This is a genomic window from Streptomyces rishiriensis, assembly GCF_030815485.1.
In the GTDB taxonomy this organism is placed as follows: domain Bacteria; phylum Actinomycetota; class Actinomycetes; order Streptomycetales; family Streptomycetaceae; genus Streptomyces; species Streptomyces rishiriensis_A.
On the sequence record NZ_JAUSWV010000002.1, the window covers coordinates 1,645,150 to 1,663,619 of the forward strand.

At 71.3% G+C, this 18,470-nt stretch carries 14 protein-coding genes and 2 tRNA genes; 4 read left to right on the plus strand and 12 right to left on the minus strand.

Annotation, left to right across the window (positions count from 1 at the left end):
- Positions 1-23 precede the first annotated feature (23 nt).
- The gene (locus tag QF030_RS09715) at positions 24-692 is read left to right on the plus strand and encodes a potassium channel family protein (RefSeq protein ID WP_307162253.1); all 669 of its coding nucleotides are present in this window, start codon (positions 24-26) and stop codon (positions 690-692) included.
- A gap of 27 nt (positions 693-719) precedes the next feature.
- On the opposite strand, the gene thrS is transcribed toward QF030_RS09715, so the two are convergent.
- The 3 genes from thrS to QF030_RS09730 form a co-directional block, all read right to left on the minus strand.
- Positions 720-2,696, minus strand: a complete 1,977-nt coding sequence (thrS, locus tag QF030_RS09720; RefSeq protein ID WP_307162254.1) for a threonine--tRNA ligase — start codon at positions 2,694-2,696, stop codon at positions 720-722.
- A 90-nt stretch (positions 2,697-2,786) separates the two neighbouring features.
- Complete coding sequence (locus tag QF030_RS09725; protein ID WP_307162255.1) at positions 2,787-4,022, minus strand: hypothetical protein; 1,236 nt, start codon at positions 4,020-4,022, stop codon at positions 2,787-2,789.
- Entirely contained in the window at positions 4,019-4,585 is a 567-nt protein-coding gene (locus QF030_RS09730) for a DUF4365 domain-containing protein (RefSeq protein ID WP_307162256.1), read from the minus strand. The genes QF030_RS09725 and QF030_RS09730 overlap by 4 nt, the downstream gene beginning before the upstream one ends.
- A 168-nt stretch (positions 4,586-4,753) precedes the next feature.
- Between QF030_RS09730 and QF030_RS09735 the strand changes: the two genes are divergently transcribed.
- Positions 4,754-5,479, plus strand: coding sequence for a 3'-5' exonuclease (locus QF030_RS09735; protein ID WP_307162257.1), 726 nt, complete (start codon positions 4,754-4,756; stop codon positions 5,477-5,479).
- Positions 5,480-5,537: 58 nt separating this feature from the next.
- Here QF030_RS09735 and QF030_RS09740 read toward each other — a convergent pair.
- Both QF030_RS09740 and QF030_RS09745 read right to left on the minus strand, forming a co-directional pair.
- Positions 5,538-5,609 (minus strand) — tRNA-Val (locus tag QF030_RS09740).
- A 39-nt stretch (positions 5,610-5,648) separates the two neighbouring features.
- Positions 5,649-6,095: an SRPBCC family protein gene (locus QF030_RS09745; protein WP_307162258.1), complete on the minus strand. Its 447-nt coding sequence runs from the start codon at positions 6,093-6,095 to the stop codon at positions 5,649-5,651.
- Positions 6,096-6,161: 66 nt separating this feature from the next.
- Between QF030_RS09745 and QF030_RS09750 the strand changes: the two genes are divergently transcribed.
- Positions 6,162-8,582, plus strand: coding sequence for an SCO7613 C-terminal domain-containing membrane protein (locus QF030_RS09750; protein WP_307162259.1), 2,421 nt, complete (start codon positions 6,162-6,164; stop codon positions 8,580-8,582).
- A 7-nt stretch (positions 8,583-8,589) separates the two neighbouring features.
- On the opposite strand, the gene QF030_RS09755 is transcribed toward QF030_RS09750, so the two are convergent.
- From QF030_RS09755 to QF030_RS09785, 7 genes are all read right to left on the minus strand, one after another.
- Entirely contained in the window at positions 8,590-11,325 is a 2,736-nt protein-coding gene (locus QF030_RS09755; protein ID WP_307162260.1) for an exo-rhamnogalacturonan lyase family protein, read from the minus strand.
- A gap of 102 nt (positions 11,326-11,427) precedes the next feature.
- Complete coding sequence (locus QF030_RS09760) at positions 11,428-12,027, minus strand: hypothetical protein (protein ID WP_307162261.1); 600 nt, start codon at positions 12,025-12,027, stop codon at positions 11,428-11,430.
- A gap of 10 nt (positions 12,028-12,037) precedes the next feature.
- Positions 12,038-12,913, minus strand: a complete 876-nt coding sequence (locus tag QF030_RS09765; RefSeq protein WP_307162262.1) for a carbohydrate ABC transporter permease — start codon at positions 12,911-12,913, stop codon at positions 12,038-12,040.
- Positions 12,910-13,866, minus strand: a complete 957-nt coding sequence (locus QF030_RS09770; RefSeq protein ID WP_307162263.1) for a carbohydrate ABC transporter permease — start codon at positions 13,864-13,866, stop codon at positions 12,910-12,912. The genes QF030_RS09765 and QF030_RS09770 overlap by 4 nt, the downstream gene beginning before the upstream one ends.
- Before the next feature lie 14 nt (positions 13,867-13,880).
- Positions 13,881-15,170 (minus strand): ABC transporter substrate-binding protein, encoded by a 1,290-nt coding sequence (locus QF030_RS09775; protein ID WP_307162264.1) that lies wholly within the window; start codon positions 15,168-15,170, stop codon positions 13,881-13,883.
- Between the two features lie 1,936 nt (positions 15,171-17,106).
- Positions 17,107-17,178 (minus strand) — tRNA-Val (locus QF030_RS09780).
- A gap of 78 nt (positions 17,179-17,256) precedes the next feature.
- Positions 17,257-17,718, minus strand: coding sequence for a TIGR02611 family protein (locus QF030_RS09785; RefSeq protein WP_307162265.1), 462 nt, complete (start codon positions 17,716-17,718; stop codon positions 17,257-17,259).
- 191 nt (positions 17,719-17,909) lie between these two features.
- Between QF030_RS09785 and QF030_RS09790 the strand changes: the two genes are divergently transcribed.
- Positions 17,910-18,323, plus strand: coding sequence for an SsgA family sporulation/cell division regulator (locus QF030_RS09790; protein ID WP_004002642.1), 414 nt, complete (start codon positions 17,910-17,912; stop codon positions 18,321-18,323).
- The last annotated feature ends 147 nt before the right edge of the window (positions 18,324-18,470 follow it).

An 18,470-nucleotide genomic window follows, 5' to 3' on the forward strand; every position in this document is an offset into this window, starting at 1 on the left:
GCGGCCCGGTCCAAGCTGGGCCGATGGACGCAGACAGCCGTCAGGCCCGCTGGGAAGAACGCGTCGAGGGGCCCCTCGCCGTGGCCTCGCTGGCCTTCCTCGCCGGGTACGCCGTCCATGTCCTCGCCCAGGGGCTCGCGGGCGGCTGGCGGGACTTCTGCCTCTTGGTGATGCTGGCCGCGTGGGTGCTCTTCGCCGCGGACTACGCGGTGCGCTGGCGGCTCAGCGGGCAGCGGCTGCGCTTCGTGCGCAGCCACTGGCTGGACGGCGTGGTCGTGCTGCTGCCCCTGCTGCGCCCGCTGCGGATCGTCAAGCTCTACGAGACCGTACAGCGCCGGCACGGGCGGCCCCGGCTGTCCCTGCACGCGCGCGTGATCACCTACGCCGGGGTGTCCACGGGCCTGCTCGGCTTCGCGGGCGCCCTCGCCGTCTACCAGCAGGAGCGCGGGGCGCCCGGCGCGAGCATGAAGACGTTCGGGGACGCCCTGTGGTGGACCTGCGAAACCCTCACCACGGTCGGCTACGGAGATGTCACCCCGGTCACCAGGGGAGGCCGTCTGATCGCGGTCGGCATGATGGCGTGCGGGATGGCGCTGCTGGGCGCGGTGACGGGCTCGTTCTCTTCCTGGCTGATCCAGGTGTTCTCTCAGGAAGGCGACGCTCAGGACGGCGAGAGGCCCTCGGGGAGGTGATCCCCCGAGGGCCCGCGTACGGCAGGGTCAGACCTGCGTCCGCTCCTCGACGACCTTCGCGATCTTCGCGATGGCCTCGTCGAACGGGATGCCGTTCTCCTGCGAGCCGTCGCGGTAGCGGAAGGAGACCGAGCCGCCCGCCATGTCCTCGTCGCCCGCGATGACCATGAAGGGCACCTTCTGCTTCTGGGCGTTGCGGATCTTCTTCTGCATCCGGTCGGAGGAGGAGTCCACCTCCACCCGCAGGCCCTGCTTCTTCGCGGCCGCGGCGAACTTCTCCAGGTACTCCACGTGTCCGTCGCCGATCGGGATGCCGATCGCCTGGACGGGGGCCAGCCACGCCGGGAAGGCGCCCGCGTAGTGCTCCAGGAGCACCGCGAAGAACCGCTCGATCGAGCCGAAGAGGGCACGGTGGATCATCACCGGGCGCTGCTTCGCGCCGTCGGGGCCGGTGTACTCGAGGTCGAAGCGCTCCGGCAGGTTGAAGTCGAGCTGGATGGTCGACATCTGCCAGGTACGGCCGATGGCGTCCTTCGTCTGGACGGAGATCTTGGGGCCGTAGAAGGCGGCGCCACCCGGGTCGGGCACGAGCGGGAGGCCCTGCTTCTCGGCGACCTCGCGCAGTGTCTCGGTCGCCTCCTCCCAGACCTCGTCGGAGCCGACGAACTTCTCCGGGTCCTTGGTGGACAGCTCCAGGTAGAAGTCGGTCAGGCCGTAGTCGCGCAGCAGGCCGAGGACGAAGGTGAGCGTCTTGTCGAGCTCCTCGGACATCTGCTCGCGGGTGCAGTAGATGTGCGCGTCGTCCTGGGTGAAGCCGCGCGCGCGGGTCAGGCCGTGCACCACACCCGACTTCTCGTACCGGTACACGGTCCCGAACTCGAAGAGGCGCAGCGGGAGTTCACGGTACGAGCGGCCGCGCGCGTCGAAGATCAGGTTGTGCATCGGGCAGTTCATGGGCTTTAGGTAGTAGTCCACGCCCTCGTCGAGCTGCATGGGCGGGTACATGCCGTCGGCGTACCAGTCCAGGTGGCCCGAGGTCTCGAAGAGCTTCCCCTTCGTCGCGTGCGGGGTGTAGACGAACTCGTAGCCCTCCTCCTCGTGGCGGCGGCGCGAGTAGTCCTCCATGACCCGGCGGATGATCCCGCCCTTGGGGTGGAAGACCGCGAGGCCGGAGCCGATCTGCTCCGGGATGGAGAAGAGGTCCAGTTCGCTGCCCAGCTTGCGGTGGTCGCGCTTCTCGGCCTCGGCGAGGAAGTCGAGGTGGGCCTTCAGCTCCTCCTTGGAGGGCCAGGCGGTGCCGTAGATGCGCTGGAGCATGGGGTTCTTCTCGCTGCCGCGCCAGTAGGCGGCCGCGTTGCGCATCAGCTTGAACGCCGGGATGTTGCGGGTGGTGGGCAGGTGGGGACCGCGGCAGAGGTCCTTCCAGCACAGGTCGCCGGTCTTGGCGTCCAGGTTGTCGTAGATCGTCAGCTCGCCGCCGCCGACCTCGACGTCCGCGCCGTCGTCGGAGGAGGCCGAGCCCTTGATGCCGATGAGCTCGAGCTTGTACGGCTCGTCGGCGAGCTCCTCGCGGGCGGCCTCGTCCGTGACCACCCGGCGGGCGAACCTCTGCCCCCGCTTCTGGATCTCCTGCATCTTCTTCTCGACGGCCTTGAGGTCCTCGGGCGTGAACGGCTTCTCGACGTCGAAGTCGTAGTAGAAGCCGTCCTTGACCGGCGGGCCGATGCCCAGCTTGGCCTCGGGGAAGAGCTCCTGCACGGCCTGGGCCATGACGTGCGCGGTGGAGTGGCGCAGGATGTTCAGACCGTCCGGGGAGGAGATCTCGACGGCCTCGACCTCCTCGCCGTCGCTGAGCACGTACGACAGGTCCCTGAGCTCGCCGGCCACGCGCGCGGCGATGATCGAGCGCTCGCCGGCGAAGAGGTCGGCGGCCGTGGTGCCCGTCGTCACCGTGCGCTCTTCCCGCTCGGAATCGCGTTGGATGATCACACGGACGTCCGACACCGGTATCTCCTGACTGAAGGTGGGTGCGGCGCCATACCCTGGGCGCGCGCAAGAGGCGATCGTACCGACCCGCACCCGCCGACCGCGAAATCAGCCCCCCGGCTGTTCCCCTCCGCAGGCCTCGTCGAAATAGTCCGTGCCCGCCGCGTTCCCCCGTACCGACTTCATCAGCCGGTCCCGCTCGGCCTCGTCGACCTGCACGGCGACGACCCCGCAGGCGCCGGAGAGCCTGCGGAACCCGCCCCTGCTCTCCAGCCGGCCCTGGACCCGTACCGGCAGTCCGCCCAGATGGGCCTGCCCGGCGATGCGGTAGTCCTCCTCGTCGAGGGTGAGCCGGACGTGCGGGATCTCGGCGCCGGCCAGCACGCGCAGCCGTACGCTGCCCTCGCCGCGCGGCCCCGACCTGCGCATCCGGACGACCGTGCCGGTGATCCGTACGGGCTCGGAGGGCTCCGCGCGCAGATAGCGGGCGCCCGCCTCGCGCAGCACGGACAGGTCGCCGGGCGAGAACTCGACCGGTTCACCGCCCACCGCGCACGCCTCGGGGACTCCGGCGGCCGGCGCCCACTCGACGGCGATCCGGGCGCCCTCGGTACCCCGGACGAGGGTGATCAGCGCCTCGGTGAGCTCACGGCTGGCGCCGGCCTCCACGGCGCCGTCGAAGGCGTCCATGCCGCCGGTGGCCCGCTGGTAGTCGATGGCCTCACGGACCGCGTACAGGGCCTGGTGAAGGCGGACGGCGAGGGGGCGGGCGCCCGGCACGGGCACGAAGGCGGTCAGCCGGCGTCCACCGGCCGCGGAGCCGACGAGGACGCTGTCCAGCGTCGCGAAGGCCGCGCGCCGGTGCCTGGCGCCGTGGTAGCCGGCCCGGGCGCGCGTGGCGAGCGCGCCGGCCAGCAGTATCTGCCGGGCGGCGGAGCGCAGCTGCTCCTCGACGGGCCAGGACGCGGTCCCGGCGGGCCCGACGGGCGTGTCACGCCACCAGCGGATCTCGTCGCTGGGGACGGCCAGCGCGACGAGCACCTCGCGCGCGGAGGGCATGCCGCTGCGGGCCAGCGCGAGCAGCGCCTCGCCGAGCAGGTCGTCGCTGTCGGGGAAGGCCCGGCTCTCCGGCACGAGCAGGCTGGTCCCACTACCGCCCGGTCCGGGCGGGGTCCAGCGGCCGTAGCGGCCGGCCGCGCCGCCGCGCCGCTGCCAGCCGTGCCGGCGCAACAGGGCGCCGAGGACGACCGGGTCGACCTCGGCGGGCTCGGGCGACTGGTTCCAGTGGGCCTCGGGGTGCGGCCGTACGGCCCGCAGTGGCTCGTCGAGGGGGCGGTGGGTCACGGTCTGCCTCCCGTCCCGGCCCGCGTCATGATCTCGCACAGCGCCCGGTCGTCGAAGATGCGTGTGGTGGGTATCCGCACGGTGGTCCGGGTCCGGCCGGTGATCGGGTGGCCGGCGAGATTGACCCAGTAGCAGCAGTGCCGCAGTTCGAGGCAGTCGTGGCCGGCGCGCAGCCACTGGTCCTGGGACCGCGGGACGAGCATCACGACGAGGATCTTGTGCACCGACACCGGGGTGCGGGCGAGCTTGCGCAGGTGGTCGTTGTCGAGCGTGAAGGAGAAGAAGCGGCCGGGCGGGTCGGGCCGGACCTGGTAGGTCGCCTTGAGCTGCACCTTGATGGTGATCTCGTCGTCGACGGTGTGCCCGGGCGCGCTGTGGCTGACGTGCCAGTCGATGCCGTTGTCCGGGAACGGCTGGGACAGCGAGCATCCCGCCGCCGCCGCGACGGCGTGCAGATAGCCCACCTGGAGTGTCTCCATGCAGGCGGTGGTGGCGAGCGTGCCGCGTTGGAGGCCCTCGCGTTCGGGCAGCAGCCCGCCCCGCTCGGGCTGCGCTATCGCCATGACCAACAGCCTTCCGCGCAGAGCCGGTCCGTGTGACGGGCCGCTGAACTGCGATGACCCGTACTCGTGTTGTGTCCTTCCGGCGTACGGCGCAAACAGCCCGGGTATCACCAAACAGGCAGAAGACGGAGCGTCAGCTGCCCTGGGTGAGCGAGGGGTTGAGTAGGTATGACGTACTGGTACGAGGGGCCACTGGCCGCCTTTGACACGGAGACGACGGGTGTCGACGTGGAGACCGACCGGATCGTGTCGGCCGCCCTCGTCGTCCAGGACGCGCCGGGAGGCCGGCCGAGGGTGAGCCGCTGGCTGGTGAACCCGGGCGTGCCGGTGCCGGCCGGGGCGACCGAGGTGCACGGGCTGACGGAGGATCACCTCCAGCGCAACGGCCGCTGGCCGGCGCCGGTGATGTTCGAGATAGCCGAGCTGCTCGCCGAGCAGACCGCCGCCGGGCGCCCGTTGGTGGTGATGAACGCGCCGTTCGACCTGACCCTGCTCGACCGTGAGCTGCGCAGGCACCGGGCCTCGGCGCTGGACGACTGGCTGGGCGCGGCGCCGTTGCGGGTGCTGGACCCGCGGGTCCTCGACAAGCATCTGGACCGCTACCGCAAGGGCCGGCGCACCCTCACCGACCTGTGCGCCCACTACGGCGTGACGCTGGACGACGCGCACGACGCGGCGGCGGACGCGCTGGCCGCTCTGGAGGTCGTCCGGGCGCTGGGCCGGCGGTTCGCGGCCCGCCTGGAGCGCCTGTCCCCCGCCGAGCTGCACATGCTCCAGACGACCTGGCACGCGGCCCAGGCGCGAGGGCTCCAGGCGTGGTTCGCGCGCAGCGGCACACCGGAGACGGTGGACACGTCCTGGCCGCTGCGCCCGGAGCTGCCGGCGGCGGCCTGAGCCGGGCGCCGGACACACGAAAAAGCCGGTCCGCGTGGTGCGGACCGGCCTTTCCCGGTGGGCGATACTGGGTTCGAACCAGTGACCTCTTCGGTGTGAACGAAGCGCTCTCCCACTGAGCTAATCGCCCGGGAACGCACCGAACAATACAGGTCTTCGCGGGCTTCCTTCAAACCGCTTCGAGGTGGGCGGCCAGGCCGCGCCGTCCGGCCCGCATCATCAGCCGGTGGTTGAGGCGGAACACCGGCCGGCCGGGGACGGCGAGCCGCCGCAGCAGCGGCTTGTCGACCCGGACCACCTGGTCGTAGCGGGCGAGGGCGCCGGAGCCGTCGGCGGTGACCGTCCAGCGCGCCCAGCCGTCGATGTCGCCCGTCATGGCGACCTCCAGGACCCCGGCCGCCGCGTCGCGCCGCACCTCACGGGCGGTGAACGTCATGTCGTACGGGAGGAACGAGCGGATGCGGATGACGCCGGTCGCGCCGTCGATCCGGTGCACCTCGCGCACCTGGCGCCACCATCGCGGGTAGTCCTCGACCCGCTCCAGCGCGTCGTACACGCGGGCGGGCGGCGCGGGCAGCGCCCACAGGCTGCGGAAGCGGTATCGGGTCCAGTCCATGAAGCGAGTGTGCCCGCGCGGGGTGCGGCCAACGGCATGTTGAGTACGTTCTGAGTACGTGCGCTCATGCTCTCGGTCGTGACGCGGACCACACTCCGACCCATGACGTATTTTCCGCCTCCGGCCGAGGAGTTGCGCTTCCTCGACAACGAGCTCCGGCAACTGGACGCGCGCCGGGCCCAGTTGCTGGCCCGCCGCGCCTGGCTGGTCACGACGCTTCAGCAGGCGGCACAGCCGGCCCCGCCGGTGTGGCCGAGCCGGACGGCGCAGGCCGGCCCCGCCGCGCGCCCCGAGGCCACCGCCCCGGGCGTGCAGAACGTCCTCCTGCTGCTCGGCGGCGTCCTGCTGACTGTCGCGGCGATGGTGTTCACGCTGGTCAGCTGGGGCCATCTGGGAATCGCCGGCCGTTCACTGGTGCTGGGCGCGGTCACGCTGGCGGTCCTCGGTTCGCCCGTGGCGCTGCTGCGGCGGGGGCTGCGGTCGACCGCCGAGTCGGTGGCCGGCCTCGGCCTCGCGCTGACGGTGCTGGACGCCTACGCCCTGCGCGAGGTCGTGTTCACGTCGGCGGACGGTACGACGTACGCGGCGGCGGCGTCGACGGTCCTGGCGGCGCTGTGGGCGGCGTACGGCACGGCGCTCGGCGCGCTGCCGGGCCCGGCCACGCTGCGACTGCCGCACCCCGCGGCCGTGGCCGTCGCGCAACTCCCCCCGCTCCTGTGGACGATCGCGCTGGGCGGCGGGCCGCTCACGGTCACGGCCGCGGTGCTGCTGACGACGGCGCTCGACGCGGTGGTCGCGCTGCGGGTGTCCGAGCGGCCGGTGCGTCTCGTCGCCGTGGTGTGCGCCTCCGGCACGGGCGGCTGCGGTGTCCTGGCGGCCGGTCTGCTCTGTCTGGGAGCGTCCGGTCCGACCGCCGCCGCCCGTGCGGCGGCGCTCCTCCTCCTGGCGGCGGCGATCGCTCTGGGTGTGGCGCGGTGCGCACCCCGGCCGGGGCTCGCGACGGCCATGGCGGCGACCGGCGCCGTGTGCGGGGTGGCCGGCGTGGGTGGCGTCCTGCGGGTTTCGGTGCCCGGTGACTGGGTGGTACCGGCCATTCTGGCCTGCGGGATCGCGCTGACTGCCGCCGCGCGGGGCTCGGAGGCGGTGCGCCGGGGCGTCGCCCTGGCGTCCGGTGTCGTCCAGGCGGGGGCGGTGCTGTGGGCGGTGCCGGCCGTGGGCGTCACGGTCCTGGGACCGGCGGCCTGGCTGCGGCACCCCTGGTCGGGGGCTCCGGCGGACGCCCGGGCCGCGGTGACGGTCGACGCCTTCTGGCCGCCGTACGCCGTCACCGTGCCGCTGATCCTCGTCGCGGTCGCCGCGGTGTCGGCCACGGCGGTCCGCAGCGAGGAGTGGCGTCCGCGGGCGTCGGCCGCCGCGCTGACGCTGACCTGGGCCGCGGTGCTCGTCACGCCCACGGCGCTGGGACTTCCCTACGTTGTCGGCCTGTTGATCCAGGGGATCGTCGTGGCGGCGCTCCTCGTGCCCGCGCTTCGGGGGCCGGCGGCACGGACGGCCACCGGGCTCGCCCTGCTGACCTCCCTCGGCCTCGCCTTCTCGTCCCTGGCCACCGAGCCCGCGACCCTCGTCGTTCTCGGCTCGCTGACGGTGGTGTTCGCGGGGGCCGCGTGGCGCGGCCGGCAGGCGCCGGTGTCCGCGGCCGCCGCCCTGGGCTGGGCCACGGCCCTGGCCTGCGCCGTGGGTGCGTCCGCCGGCTGGCGGCCGGAGCACACCGCGCTGCTGGTGCTGGTCGTCCCGGTCGCCTCGGCCCTGCTCGCGGCTCGGCCGGGTGACTCCGCGACGACGACGGCGGTCGAGGTGACGGGATCCGTCGCCGGGCTCGTCGCCATCGGCCTCGCCGTGGCCGACCCGCCCCTGCTGGCCCTGGTGCTGTCCCTGTGCGGGGTGATCGCGGCGGGCACGGCCGTACGTCCGGACCGCCGTGAGGCCGGCTACGCGGCCGTCGTCCTCTTCGTACTGGCCTCATGGGTCCGGCTGGCCGCCTGGCAGGTGGACATCCCCGAGGCGTACACGCTGCCGGTCACCGTTCCGGCGCTGCTCGTCGGAGCCCTGCGCCGGCGCCGCGACCCGGCCGCGTCGTCCTGGACGGCGTACGGTCCCGGTCTCACCGTGACGCTCCTGCCCAGCCTCGCCGCGGTCTGGAGCGACCCGGGATGGACCCGCCCGCTGCTGCTGGGCGCGGCCGGGCTGCTGCTCACCCTGCTGGGCGCCCGGCACCGGCTGCGGGCGCCGCTCGTGCTGGGCGGCTCGGTGCTCGCCCTGGTCACCCTGCACGAGCTCGCCCCGTATCTGGTCCAGGTGACCGACGCGCTCCCCCGCTGGGTGCCTCCCGCCCTCGCCGGGCTGCTGCTGCTCGCACTCGGTGCGACGTACGAGCGGCGGCTGCGCGATGTCCGGCGGGTGCGGGAGGTCCTCGGGAGGATGAACTAGCGGGGTGCTACGGCATCTTGTCGCCGAGCAGGGCCAGGTTCTCGATGGCGGCGAGGCCGTAGAGGGCGGTGTCGTTGGTGGCCACCCAGGCGGCCTCGCTGCCCGCGACCAGGGCGGCGGGGCCGCTCACCGGCTCCGTCTTCCACGGCGACGACTCGGTGTAGCCGTCGGAGCTGTAGAACTTCGTCCACGCCCGCTTGGCGAGCGCCTCGTCCCCGGTCTGGACGGCGGCGTACGCGTCGAGTCGCGAGTGGCCCTGGAAGAGCAGCAGGGTGCCGAAGTTGCTGCCGTAGCGCGCCGCCTGTTCCGCCTTGGTGGCGTTGAAGTAGCGGCAGTAGTCCAGGTACGCCTCCTTGAACTTCGGTATGTCGACCAGGTGGATGAGTTCGGCGCACAGCTCGTTGAGGCCGAAGACGGCGGACAGGTGCGAGACGCCGACGACCGGGGCGGTGGCCACCGCAAACTTTCCGGTGTCCAGGTCGTACAGGCCGCTGCCCTGCACGAAGCCGTTGGGCTGGGCGCCGATGGTCTCCATGGTGGACAGGACGCGGGCCTTCGCCTTCTCCCACTTCGGGCCCTTGCGCTCCCACTCGGTCAGCCACGCCGACACCAGGCCGCTCCAGTCGGTGCCGAAGCCGATCGACAGGGCGTGCCGGTCGGGGGTGTACGGCTCGGTGCGGATCTTGCGCAGCGGGTCCAGGGCGAGGAACGTCTCGTCGGAGTCGACGTTGGCGTGCATGAGGTCGCCGACGCGTTCGTCGGCGGTGAGGAAGTAGTAATAGCGGCGGTAGGTGGTGTTGGCGATGCGCTGCTGCTTGGCGCTGTCGGCGTAGTGCTGCACCCCGTGCCGGGTGCCCAGCCCCGCCCACTGGCCGAGGTGGTAGACGTCGACCTCGCCGGTGTGCCGGGTCATCGCCTCGGCGAAGCGGAAGATGTCCGCGCGTCCGCTGCGCAGATAGGCGAACCAGAGCCAGAGGTCGGGGGACAGCTCGGAGTTGTCCCAGGCGTAGCCGCCGATGTCGTACCGCCACTGGTGCCGGACGGTGTCGTAGGTGTGCATGATGTCGCCGTAGTCCCAGAAGCCGTACCAGCGGCGCTGCTCCACCTGGTCCTTGTAGTAGGTGAAGAGGAAGTCGAGGTGGTCCTCGATCTTCGCCTTGGCGGGGGTCGAGCGGTCCGGCTCGGCGTACAGGCCCGGCCCGAACACCTTGGCCTTGATGAGCTGCCTGGGCGGGGCGGCGAGCTGGGGCAGCACCCGTACGGCCTCGACCTGTTCGGCGAGCTTCTCGGGGGCGGGCGTGGACTCGTTGGCCCAGAAGAGGAGCTCGGAGGTACGGGCGATGCCGTAGGGGGTGCCGAAGCCGGGCTCGTAGTCCTCGTACGTGATGTTGAGGCCTTCGAGCTGTTCGGGGAAGGTGTCCTGGCCCATGCCGTCGTGGTAGAAGCGCAGGTCCATGGGCTGCGCCTCGGGCGACCAGAGCCAGAGGGTGACCTCGGCCTCGTCGGTGTGGGCGTCGCGGATGTCGAGCTGGGCGGGGTGCTTCTCCCAGAAGTCCCTGAGGCCGAAGGAGAATCCGCCGCTCGCCCCGCCGACGTAGCCGAAGCCGGAGGCCCGCTTGCCGCCGCCGGCGCCGATCCAGCCGTAGCCCTTCTTGGTGCGCTTGCGGAGCGCGAAGCCGTCCGCCGACAGCTGGGAGAGGGTGTAGTCGCCCCACTCGGGGATGTACTGGAGGCGGGTGGTGACCCGCTGGTCCCAGGTGGCGGGGTCGGGGAGCTTCTGGCCCGCGTACTGGGCCGCCTGCACCGCCGCGCCGGGGTCGCGGCGCAGGCCGGTGATTCCCTTGACCGCCTCGCGCAGCAGGCCGGTGCCCTCGCCGCCGATGCGGATGTGACGGTCGTAGGACTCGTCGCGCAGGGGGACGGTGAAACGGACGCCCAGACCCCGGATGAAGTCGCCGCTCGCCTTGCCGGGTTCCTGTTTCCCGTCGTAGGTGATGGTGTGCACCATGCGGAAGGAGTCGGCGCCCGCGTAGAAGTACAGGCGGATGGAGAACGGCAGCCAGCTGCGGCTGCCCTTGCGGTGTTTGCCGTCGATGCGGACGACCGCGCGGACCGGGCCCGTCTGCTCGACGGTGACGGCGTCGATGGCGCCCTCGAAACGCTCCGTCTTGACGGTGCCCTGGTCCTCGTCCTCGATCTCGGGCTGCCGGATCAGGACCAGCCGGCCGTTCTTGGCGATCTCGGTGGAACCGCGGGTGACGGACTTGATGAGGGTGGCGCCCGACTTGCCGATCTTCACCGTGATGACGCCCGTCGACACGTCGATGGTGCCGCCGCTCCTGTCGACGGTGACCTTCTTCGCGGGTGCGGCCGGGGCACCGGCGGCGAGGGTGAGCTTGCCGGAGCCGGAACCGACCGCGTGGGCCGTCCACTTCAGCGACCCGTCCGGCCAGTAGGCGAGCGGCCAGGACTGTACGGGGACGTCCTTGCCGTCGGCGTCCGTCAGCGCGAAGGTCTGGTCCTCCTGGTACGTGCCCATGGGCCAGGGCACGCCGAGCGTGGAGCCGGGGGCCGCGCCGAGGCCGCCGTCCTCCAGCCAGTCAAGGGTGACGGGGTCGGCGTCGGCCGCGGCGGCTCCGGGCTCGGCCTGTGCGTTCTTGGCGCCCAGGGCCCAGCTGAACTGGGCGGCGGCTCCGGCGACGGCGGCCGCCTTCAGGAGGGACCTACGGGGGATGGGAGACATGAGATGCAGCCTTTCCTTTCCGCGCGAACGGCATGGGTGGTCAGGGGCATGACAGAGAGAGGCGCGGCGCCCTGGGCGCCGGCCCGGTGCGAGGGCCGGCCGTCAGCGGCGCCGGTAGCGCTCCTCGACGGCGACGGCCGCCGCCGCGACGGCCCCGAGGACGGGGACCGCCAGCGGCGCGACGAGCCAGGCGGACACGGCGACGACGGCCAGCCCGCAGACGAGCAGGAAGGATCCGGCGGGATCGAGCACGGTCCGCCGCCCCGCCTCCGCGAGCAGCGCCCGCCAGGAACGGCCCGGAGTCCAGACCGCCGCCGCCCTCAGCAGCGCCACGGCGAGCCCGGTCAGCGCGAGGACGCCGACGGACCCGACCAGCGGCCCACCGGGAATCCCGGCCCGAGCGGCGAGGACGTCCACCCAGACCGCGACGGCGGCCGCCCATCCGGCGAGCCCGACGACCCACCCGCCACGTACGGCGGCCCGGAAGTCGGCGACGAACTTCCGCCAGCCGCCGATCTCATGGGTCGCGCGACGCCGCAGATGCCGTGCCCCGGCGGCGAAGGCCGCGGGGTAGGTGACGCCCCCGAGACAGGCCACGGCGATCCACACTCCGGTGAGCAGACTCTCGGCGAAGAGCGCGAAGCGCTCGCCGAACACGGACTCCCTGCGCGGGGAGCGGGGCTTCACCCGTGTTTGCGCCATGGAGTCCCCCTCAGCCCTTCAGCCCGGAGGTCGCCATGCCGTCGATGAGATAGCGCTGGAAGGCCATGAAGAAGGCGATGACCGGCACCAGCGCCACCAGCGACATCGCGATCATGCTGCCGTAGTTGGAGATGCCCTCCTGGTCGCGGAACATCATCAGGCCGAGCGAAACGGTGTACTTGGACGGGGTGTTGAGATAGATCAACGGCCCCATGAAGTCGTTCCACGCGTTGATGAACGTGAAGATGGCGCTGGTGATGATGGCGGGCCGGCTCAGCGGCAGCACGATGGACCAGTAGGTCCTCAGGTGCCCGCAGCCGTCGAGTTTGGCGGCCTCGTCCAGCTCGCGCGGCAGCCCGCGCATGAACTGCACCATCAGGAAGACGAAGAACGCCTCCGTGGCCAGGAACTTGCCCGCGACGAGCGGCACGAGCGTGTCGATGTAGCCGAGGTTGCGGAACAGCACGTACTGCGGGATGAGCAGCACGTGGTACGGCAGCAGCAGAGTGCCGATCATCAGGGTGAACAGCAGGTTCCGCCCGGCGAACCGGATCTTGGCGAAGGCGTACGCCGTCAGGGAGCTGGAGAGCACCACACCGACCACGGCCAGGCCCGCGTACATCAGCGAGTTGCTGAAGAAGCTGGTGATGGAGATGCCGGAGATGCCGTCGGCCAGTCCGGAGAAGTTCGCCCAGACCGGCTCGCCGGGCAGCAGGTCGAGGCTGGCGATGATGTCCTTGCTCGGCTTGAACGAGGCGCCGAGCACCCAGATCACCGGGTACAGGACGACGGCGAGCACGAGGATCGCGCCCACGTGCCAGACGAGGGATCCGATGCGCCGCCGCTCTCCGGTGGGGCGTACGGCGGGGCTGGTGGCGGTGGTCACTTGGCGGCCTCCTCGTAGTGCACCCACTTCTTCTGCGACCAGAACAGGACGGCCGTGACGAGCGCCACCGCGACCACCAGCGTCCAGGCCATCGCGGAGGCGAAGCCCATCTGGGCCTCCTTGAAGCCCTTCTGATACAGGTAACAGGTGTAGACAAGGGTGGCGTCGGCCGGTCCGCACCGGGTGTCGGAGACGACGTACGCCGAGCCGAACACCTGGAACGCGTGGATGGACTCCAGCAGCACGTTGAAGAAGAGCACCGGGGAGATCATCGGCAGCGTGATGTTCCAGAACCGCCGGAAGGGGCCGGCGCCGTCCATCTCGGCAGCCTCGTACAGCTCCTGAGGCACCTGTTTGAGCCCCGCCAGGAAGATGACCATCGGCGCACCGAACTGCCAGATGCTCAGCGCCACCAGGGAGTACAGAACGTAGTCCGGGTTGCCGATCCAGCCGCCGACGTCGAGCCCGAAGATCTTCTGCGTACGGTCCACGACGGCGTCGTCGGAGAACAGCGCCCGCCACACGAAGCCCACCGAGACGCTGGCGCCGATGAGCGACGGCATGTAGAACGCGGCCCGGTACAGGGCCTGGCCGCGCCGCTTCTGGGCGAGCAGCAGCGCCACTCCGAGCGCGAGGAGCAGCTTCAGCGGTGTGGCCACGACGACGTACTTGAGTGTGACCTGCACCGACTTCTGCCAGCGCGGGTCCTGGAACATCGTCGTGAAGTTGTCGAGCCCCACCCACCGGGGCGGCGTGAACAGGTTGTAGCTGGTGAACGCGTAGTAGAGCGACGCGATCATCGGCCCCGCAGTGAGCAGCAGGAAACCCGCGATCCACGGCGACATGAAGAGGTAGCCGGCGAGGTTCTCGCGGCGCCGCCCGCGCCGCCCGGCGGCAGGAGCGGCGGACCGCTTCTCCGCCGGGCGCGCGGGCGCTTCCTTGACGAGCGTCATGGTGGTACGTCCCCTCAGCCCGCGAACGCGGCCTTGGCCTCGCTGAACAGCGCCTTCGCGGCGTCGGCCGGCTTGGTCTTGCCCTGGGCGACCTCACCGCCGATCCGCAGGAAGGCCGCCTCGATGACGTCCGCGCCTGACGGGTGCGGGGTGATCTTCCCGAGGGCGTCCGCCTTGGCGACCTCGTCCTCGTAGGCCGCGACGCCCTTGTTGTTGGCGTCGGTCGGCTTGAAGGCGGCGTACTGCTCGGAGGTGGCGAGGATGCCGCGGTCGTAGCCCATGATCTTGCCGACCTCGGGGTCATGGACCATGAAGTCGATGAACTGGGCCGCTTCCTTCGGGTGCTTGGTGCCGGAGAAGGCGCTCAGCATCAGGGAGCCGAGGTACTGACCGGTGTCCTTGCCGTCCGTGGTGGGGATCGGCGCGAGACCGTAGTCCGACTCGCCCTCGCCCTCGTAGCGGATGGAGAAGTTGTCCCAGGTGAACTCGGACGCGGCGAGGCCCGCCGAGAGACCGGACTTCGGCTTGGCCTGCTCGATCTTCTTCGGGTCGGCGACCAGCCCGGACTTCACGCGCTTGTAGCCGTCCTCCCACCACTGCGTCACATCGTCCTCGGTGAAGCCGAGATCGCTGTCGGTGAAGAAGGCCTTGCCGTTCTGACGCAGGTACAGGTCGTAGAGGTACATGATGCTGAAGTAGCCGGTGTCGCCGGCGATCTTCAGCTTGTCCTGGATCGTCTGCAGCGCGTCGAAGTACTCGTCCCAGGTCCAGCCGAAATTCGCCTCGACGCCCGCCTTCTGGAAGGCCTTGAGGTCGATGACGAGCGCCATGGTGTTGGCGCCGACGGGTATGCCGATCTGCTTTCCGTCGACCTGACCGTTCGCCAGCACGCCGTTGCGGAAGTTCTCGAGGCTCAGGTTCCCGGCGTCCGCCTGCGACTTGAGATCCATCAGAACTCCGCGCTTGTCGTACTTGCGCAGAAAGCCGACCGCATTCTGGAAAACGTCCGGCGGATTCCCGCCGGACGCCTGGGTCTGGAACTTCTCCCAGAACGCCTCGTAGTCGGTGAATTCGGGCTTGATCTTGATCTTCGGGTACTTCTTCTCGAAGAGCGCGATCGTCTTCTTGATGGCGATGGTGCGCGGCTCGCCACCCCACCATGCGTAACGGATCGTGACCGTCCCGTCCGCCGACGTACCGCCGTCTCCGCCGCACCCCGTGGTCGCGGCCAGGCCCAGTGTGGCCGCCGTCGCCCCCGCGGCCTTCAGGATCGTTCGCCTCTCAACATTCCTGCTGGTTCCCACAGTCGGGCCCTCCCCGCAGCGTCGTTGCCGCTTGCATGAATCGTTTCAAGAAAGCGCTTGCTGGCACAAGGTACGAGGGGGTTGAGAGAGCGTCAATGATTCGGACAGGAATTTCTTACGCGCGGCTCCTGCGTCGAACTGCCCCCACACGGGTGACGCCGCCTCACCGTCGGGACGAACGCGCAGGTGAGAGACGCCTGTTCGACGCCCCGAACCACTGACTGGCCGTCGGAAGATCACGCCGAGGGGCTGAAATCCGCCTACGGACACGAGGCCGACCCGGACACGGAAGCCTGCCGGGACGGCAGCGGGTGGTGACGTGGGGGGACACGGGCGGTCGCCGGGGAGGTGGGGGACGGCGGCTGGGAGGTGGGGCGCGGCCGCTGGGGAGGTACGGCGGCGGGGCGGCTCGGGAGGTGGGGTGCGGCCGCTGGGGAGACGCCAGGGCCGGCCAGGAGGTGCGACGCCGGACAGCTCGGGAGGTGCGGCGGCGGGGCGGCTCGGGAGGTGGGGCGCGGCCACTGGGGAGGTGCGGCGGCGGGGCGGCTCGGGAGGTGGGGCGCGGCCGCTCGGGAGGTACGGCGGCGGGGCGGCTCGGGAGGTGCGGTGCGGCCGCTCGGGAGGTGCCAAATCCGCCGGGACGTGCGACGCCGGGCCGCTCGGGAGGTGCGACGCCGGGCCACTCGGAGGTGCGAGCGGGCCTCTTGAAAGGTGCGGTGCGGCCGCTCCGCTTAGGAGGAGCTTGTGCAACGAGCGGGGGCGCATGCTGGCGCCGGGAGGTGGGAATGGGCGCGCGTCGACGCAAGTGATTCGGTCGGGCCCGGAGAACCCGGGAGGCGACACGGTCCGGCCCGCAGAACCGCGAGGCGACACCGATGGGCCGGTGAGCCGGGGAGACAGCACCGTCGAGGCCGGAAAGCCGAGGAAGCGACTCGGTCCGGCCCGGAGAGCCGGGGAGGCGAGACGGTCGCGACCGAAGAGCCGGGGAGGCAACAGGTCCGGCGGAGCCCCGCAGGGCGACACGGTCCGGCCCGGAGAGCCGGGAAAGTGACACCGTTTTGCCGTGAAGTTGGCAAGGGGACGGGGTCAGGCTCGAAACGGGGAGCCGGGGAGCCGGGGAGCCGGGGAGCCGGGGAGCCGGGGAGCCGGGGAGCCGGGGAGCCGGGGAGCCGGGGAGCCGGGGAGCCGGGGAGGAGAAACGGGCCTGGAGGTGACGGAGACACGGCGTGGCCTGGCCTTAAGGGGCTGCTGGGCCGCGCTCGACGGCACGGGAGGCCGTAAGGCCGGCTTGACGGACGGGGACGACACGGCAGGCTCGAACAAGCCGAAGAGGTGACGCGGCGAGGCCTCATGGACCGGGCGGCGCGGGTAGGGCTCGAAGAGCCCCAAGCAGACGGGTCCGGGCCGGAGAGAGCCGGGACGGGGCGATGGCCCGGAGGGGCCGGGGAGACGGCGCCATGACGCGTCATGCGGCGCATGCCCGCGTCGGCGGCGCATGCCCGCGTCGGCGGCGCATGCCCGCGTCGCGCGGTCCTCGTCCGCGTCGTGCGTCCGCGCAGCCGGTGACGCGCTGGAGCCCTCCAGCAACGTAGCCGGTCCGGGCGGAAGAGACGGAGGCGGAGGCGCCCTGACGGCCAGGAGGCGGCTCAGTCGAGGTCTGACGGCACTACGCGGCCTCCGGGCCTGGATGGCCAGGAGGCGGGCGCGGCCGGGCCGGAGGGCGCTACCTGGGCAGGCCCTATGGACAGGGGCGACACGGTGGGGGCCCGAGAAGCGGAAGGGCGACGCAGCCTGGTCTCAAGGGCCGGCGAGGCCGGGCTCGACGCCGGGGGGTGGCATGGTCCGGCCCGGCGACCAGGGGACTCCGGGCCATGGGGGCCGAGGCGGGAACGACGTCGGCCCGTCTGCGGTTTCGCAGACGGGCCGACGTTCCGGGTGGGCGATACTGGGTTCGAACCAGTGACCTCTTCGGTGTGAACGAAGCGCTCTCCCACTGAGCTAATCGCCCGGACGCAGGAAGAACATTACCCCATGTCAGGGGTTGACTGTGACCACGGCCGAGCCGCCCCGGCGCCTCCTCGGAGACTCACTGGTCCTTGATCTTCCAGGGCATCTCGAAGCCGAACTTCCACAGGTAGACACCCACCAGGACGGCGATGATCACGAGCCCGATCGCGGTCAGGGTGATGTTGCGACGGCGGACCTTGGGGTCGAGCGCGCGCTGGGCCGCCTCGGTGACCTTGCGCTTCGTCCAGCGGAGCACCAGCTGTGCCCAGACGAACTCGGTGGCCCAGATCGCCATGCCGCCGAAGATCACCACCCAGCCGGGGCCGGGCAGCGGCAGCATGACGATGCCGGCGCCCACCACGGCGAGGCCGATCACGAAGACCCCGACCTGCCAGCTCAGGTGCAGCATGCGGCGCGCCTTGACGAATTCGGGCGCCCTGGAGCCGAGCCCCTGGTCCTGCTGCTCCTCCGCCGCCCCGTCCGGCTTCGACCCGTCCAACGCCACGACTGCCTCGCCCGACTCGTCACTCCCCGTGTTCATACAGCCTGACCTTACCCGAGAGAATCCGGTCACCGGAATGGTGGTACTGGGCGAACGAACTGTCGGCCGGAAGAGTTACGTAAAGGCACGCAAAACACTCAGAGGGGTTTACAACGGCACCGTAGGTGGCATGTCGATTTCGCCGACGTGCGAATCCCCGAGCGCACACTGAGCGAAAGGCCCTGGCGCTTATGAACACCACGGTCAGCTGCGAGCTGCACCTGCGCCTCGTTGTGTCGAGCGAGTCCTCCCTGCCTGTCCCCGCAGGCCTGCGGTACGACACGGCCGACCCCTACGCCGTGCACGCCACCTTCCACACCGGTGCCGAGGAAACCGTGGAGTGGGTGTTCGCCCGCGACCTGCTTGCCGAGGGCCTGCACCGGCCCACGGGCACCGGCGACGTCCGTGTCTGGCCGTCGCGCAGTCACGGTCAGGGCGTCGTCTGCATCGCCCTGAGCTCTCCAGAGGGCGAAGCCCTGCTCGAGGCCCCTGCGCGGGCCCTGGAGTCCTTCCTGAAGCGGACCGACGCCGCCGTGCCTCCTGGCACGGAACACCGGCACTTCGACCTCGATCAGGAGCTCTCGCACATTCTGGCGGAGAGCTAGGGCGAGGCTCACACCGAGCTGCCCGGCGCCGTCCACTCGGGGAGACGGCTCGGGCCAGGACAACCGAATAGGGCATGCGCCGACGCCGTGCCACGGGTCTCCCGTGGGGCGGCGTCGGCGTGCCCCCGGCACGTCCGGACGGGGCTC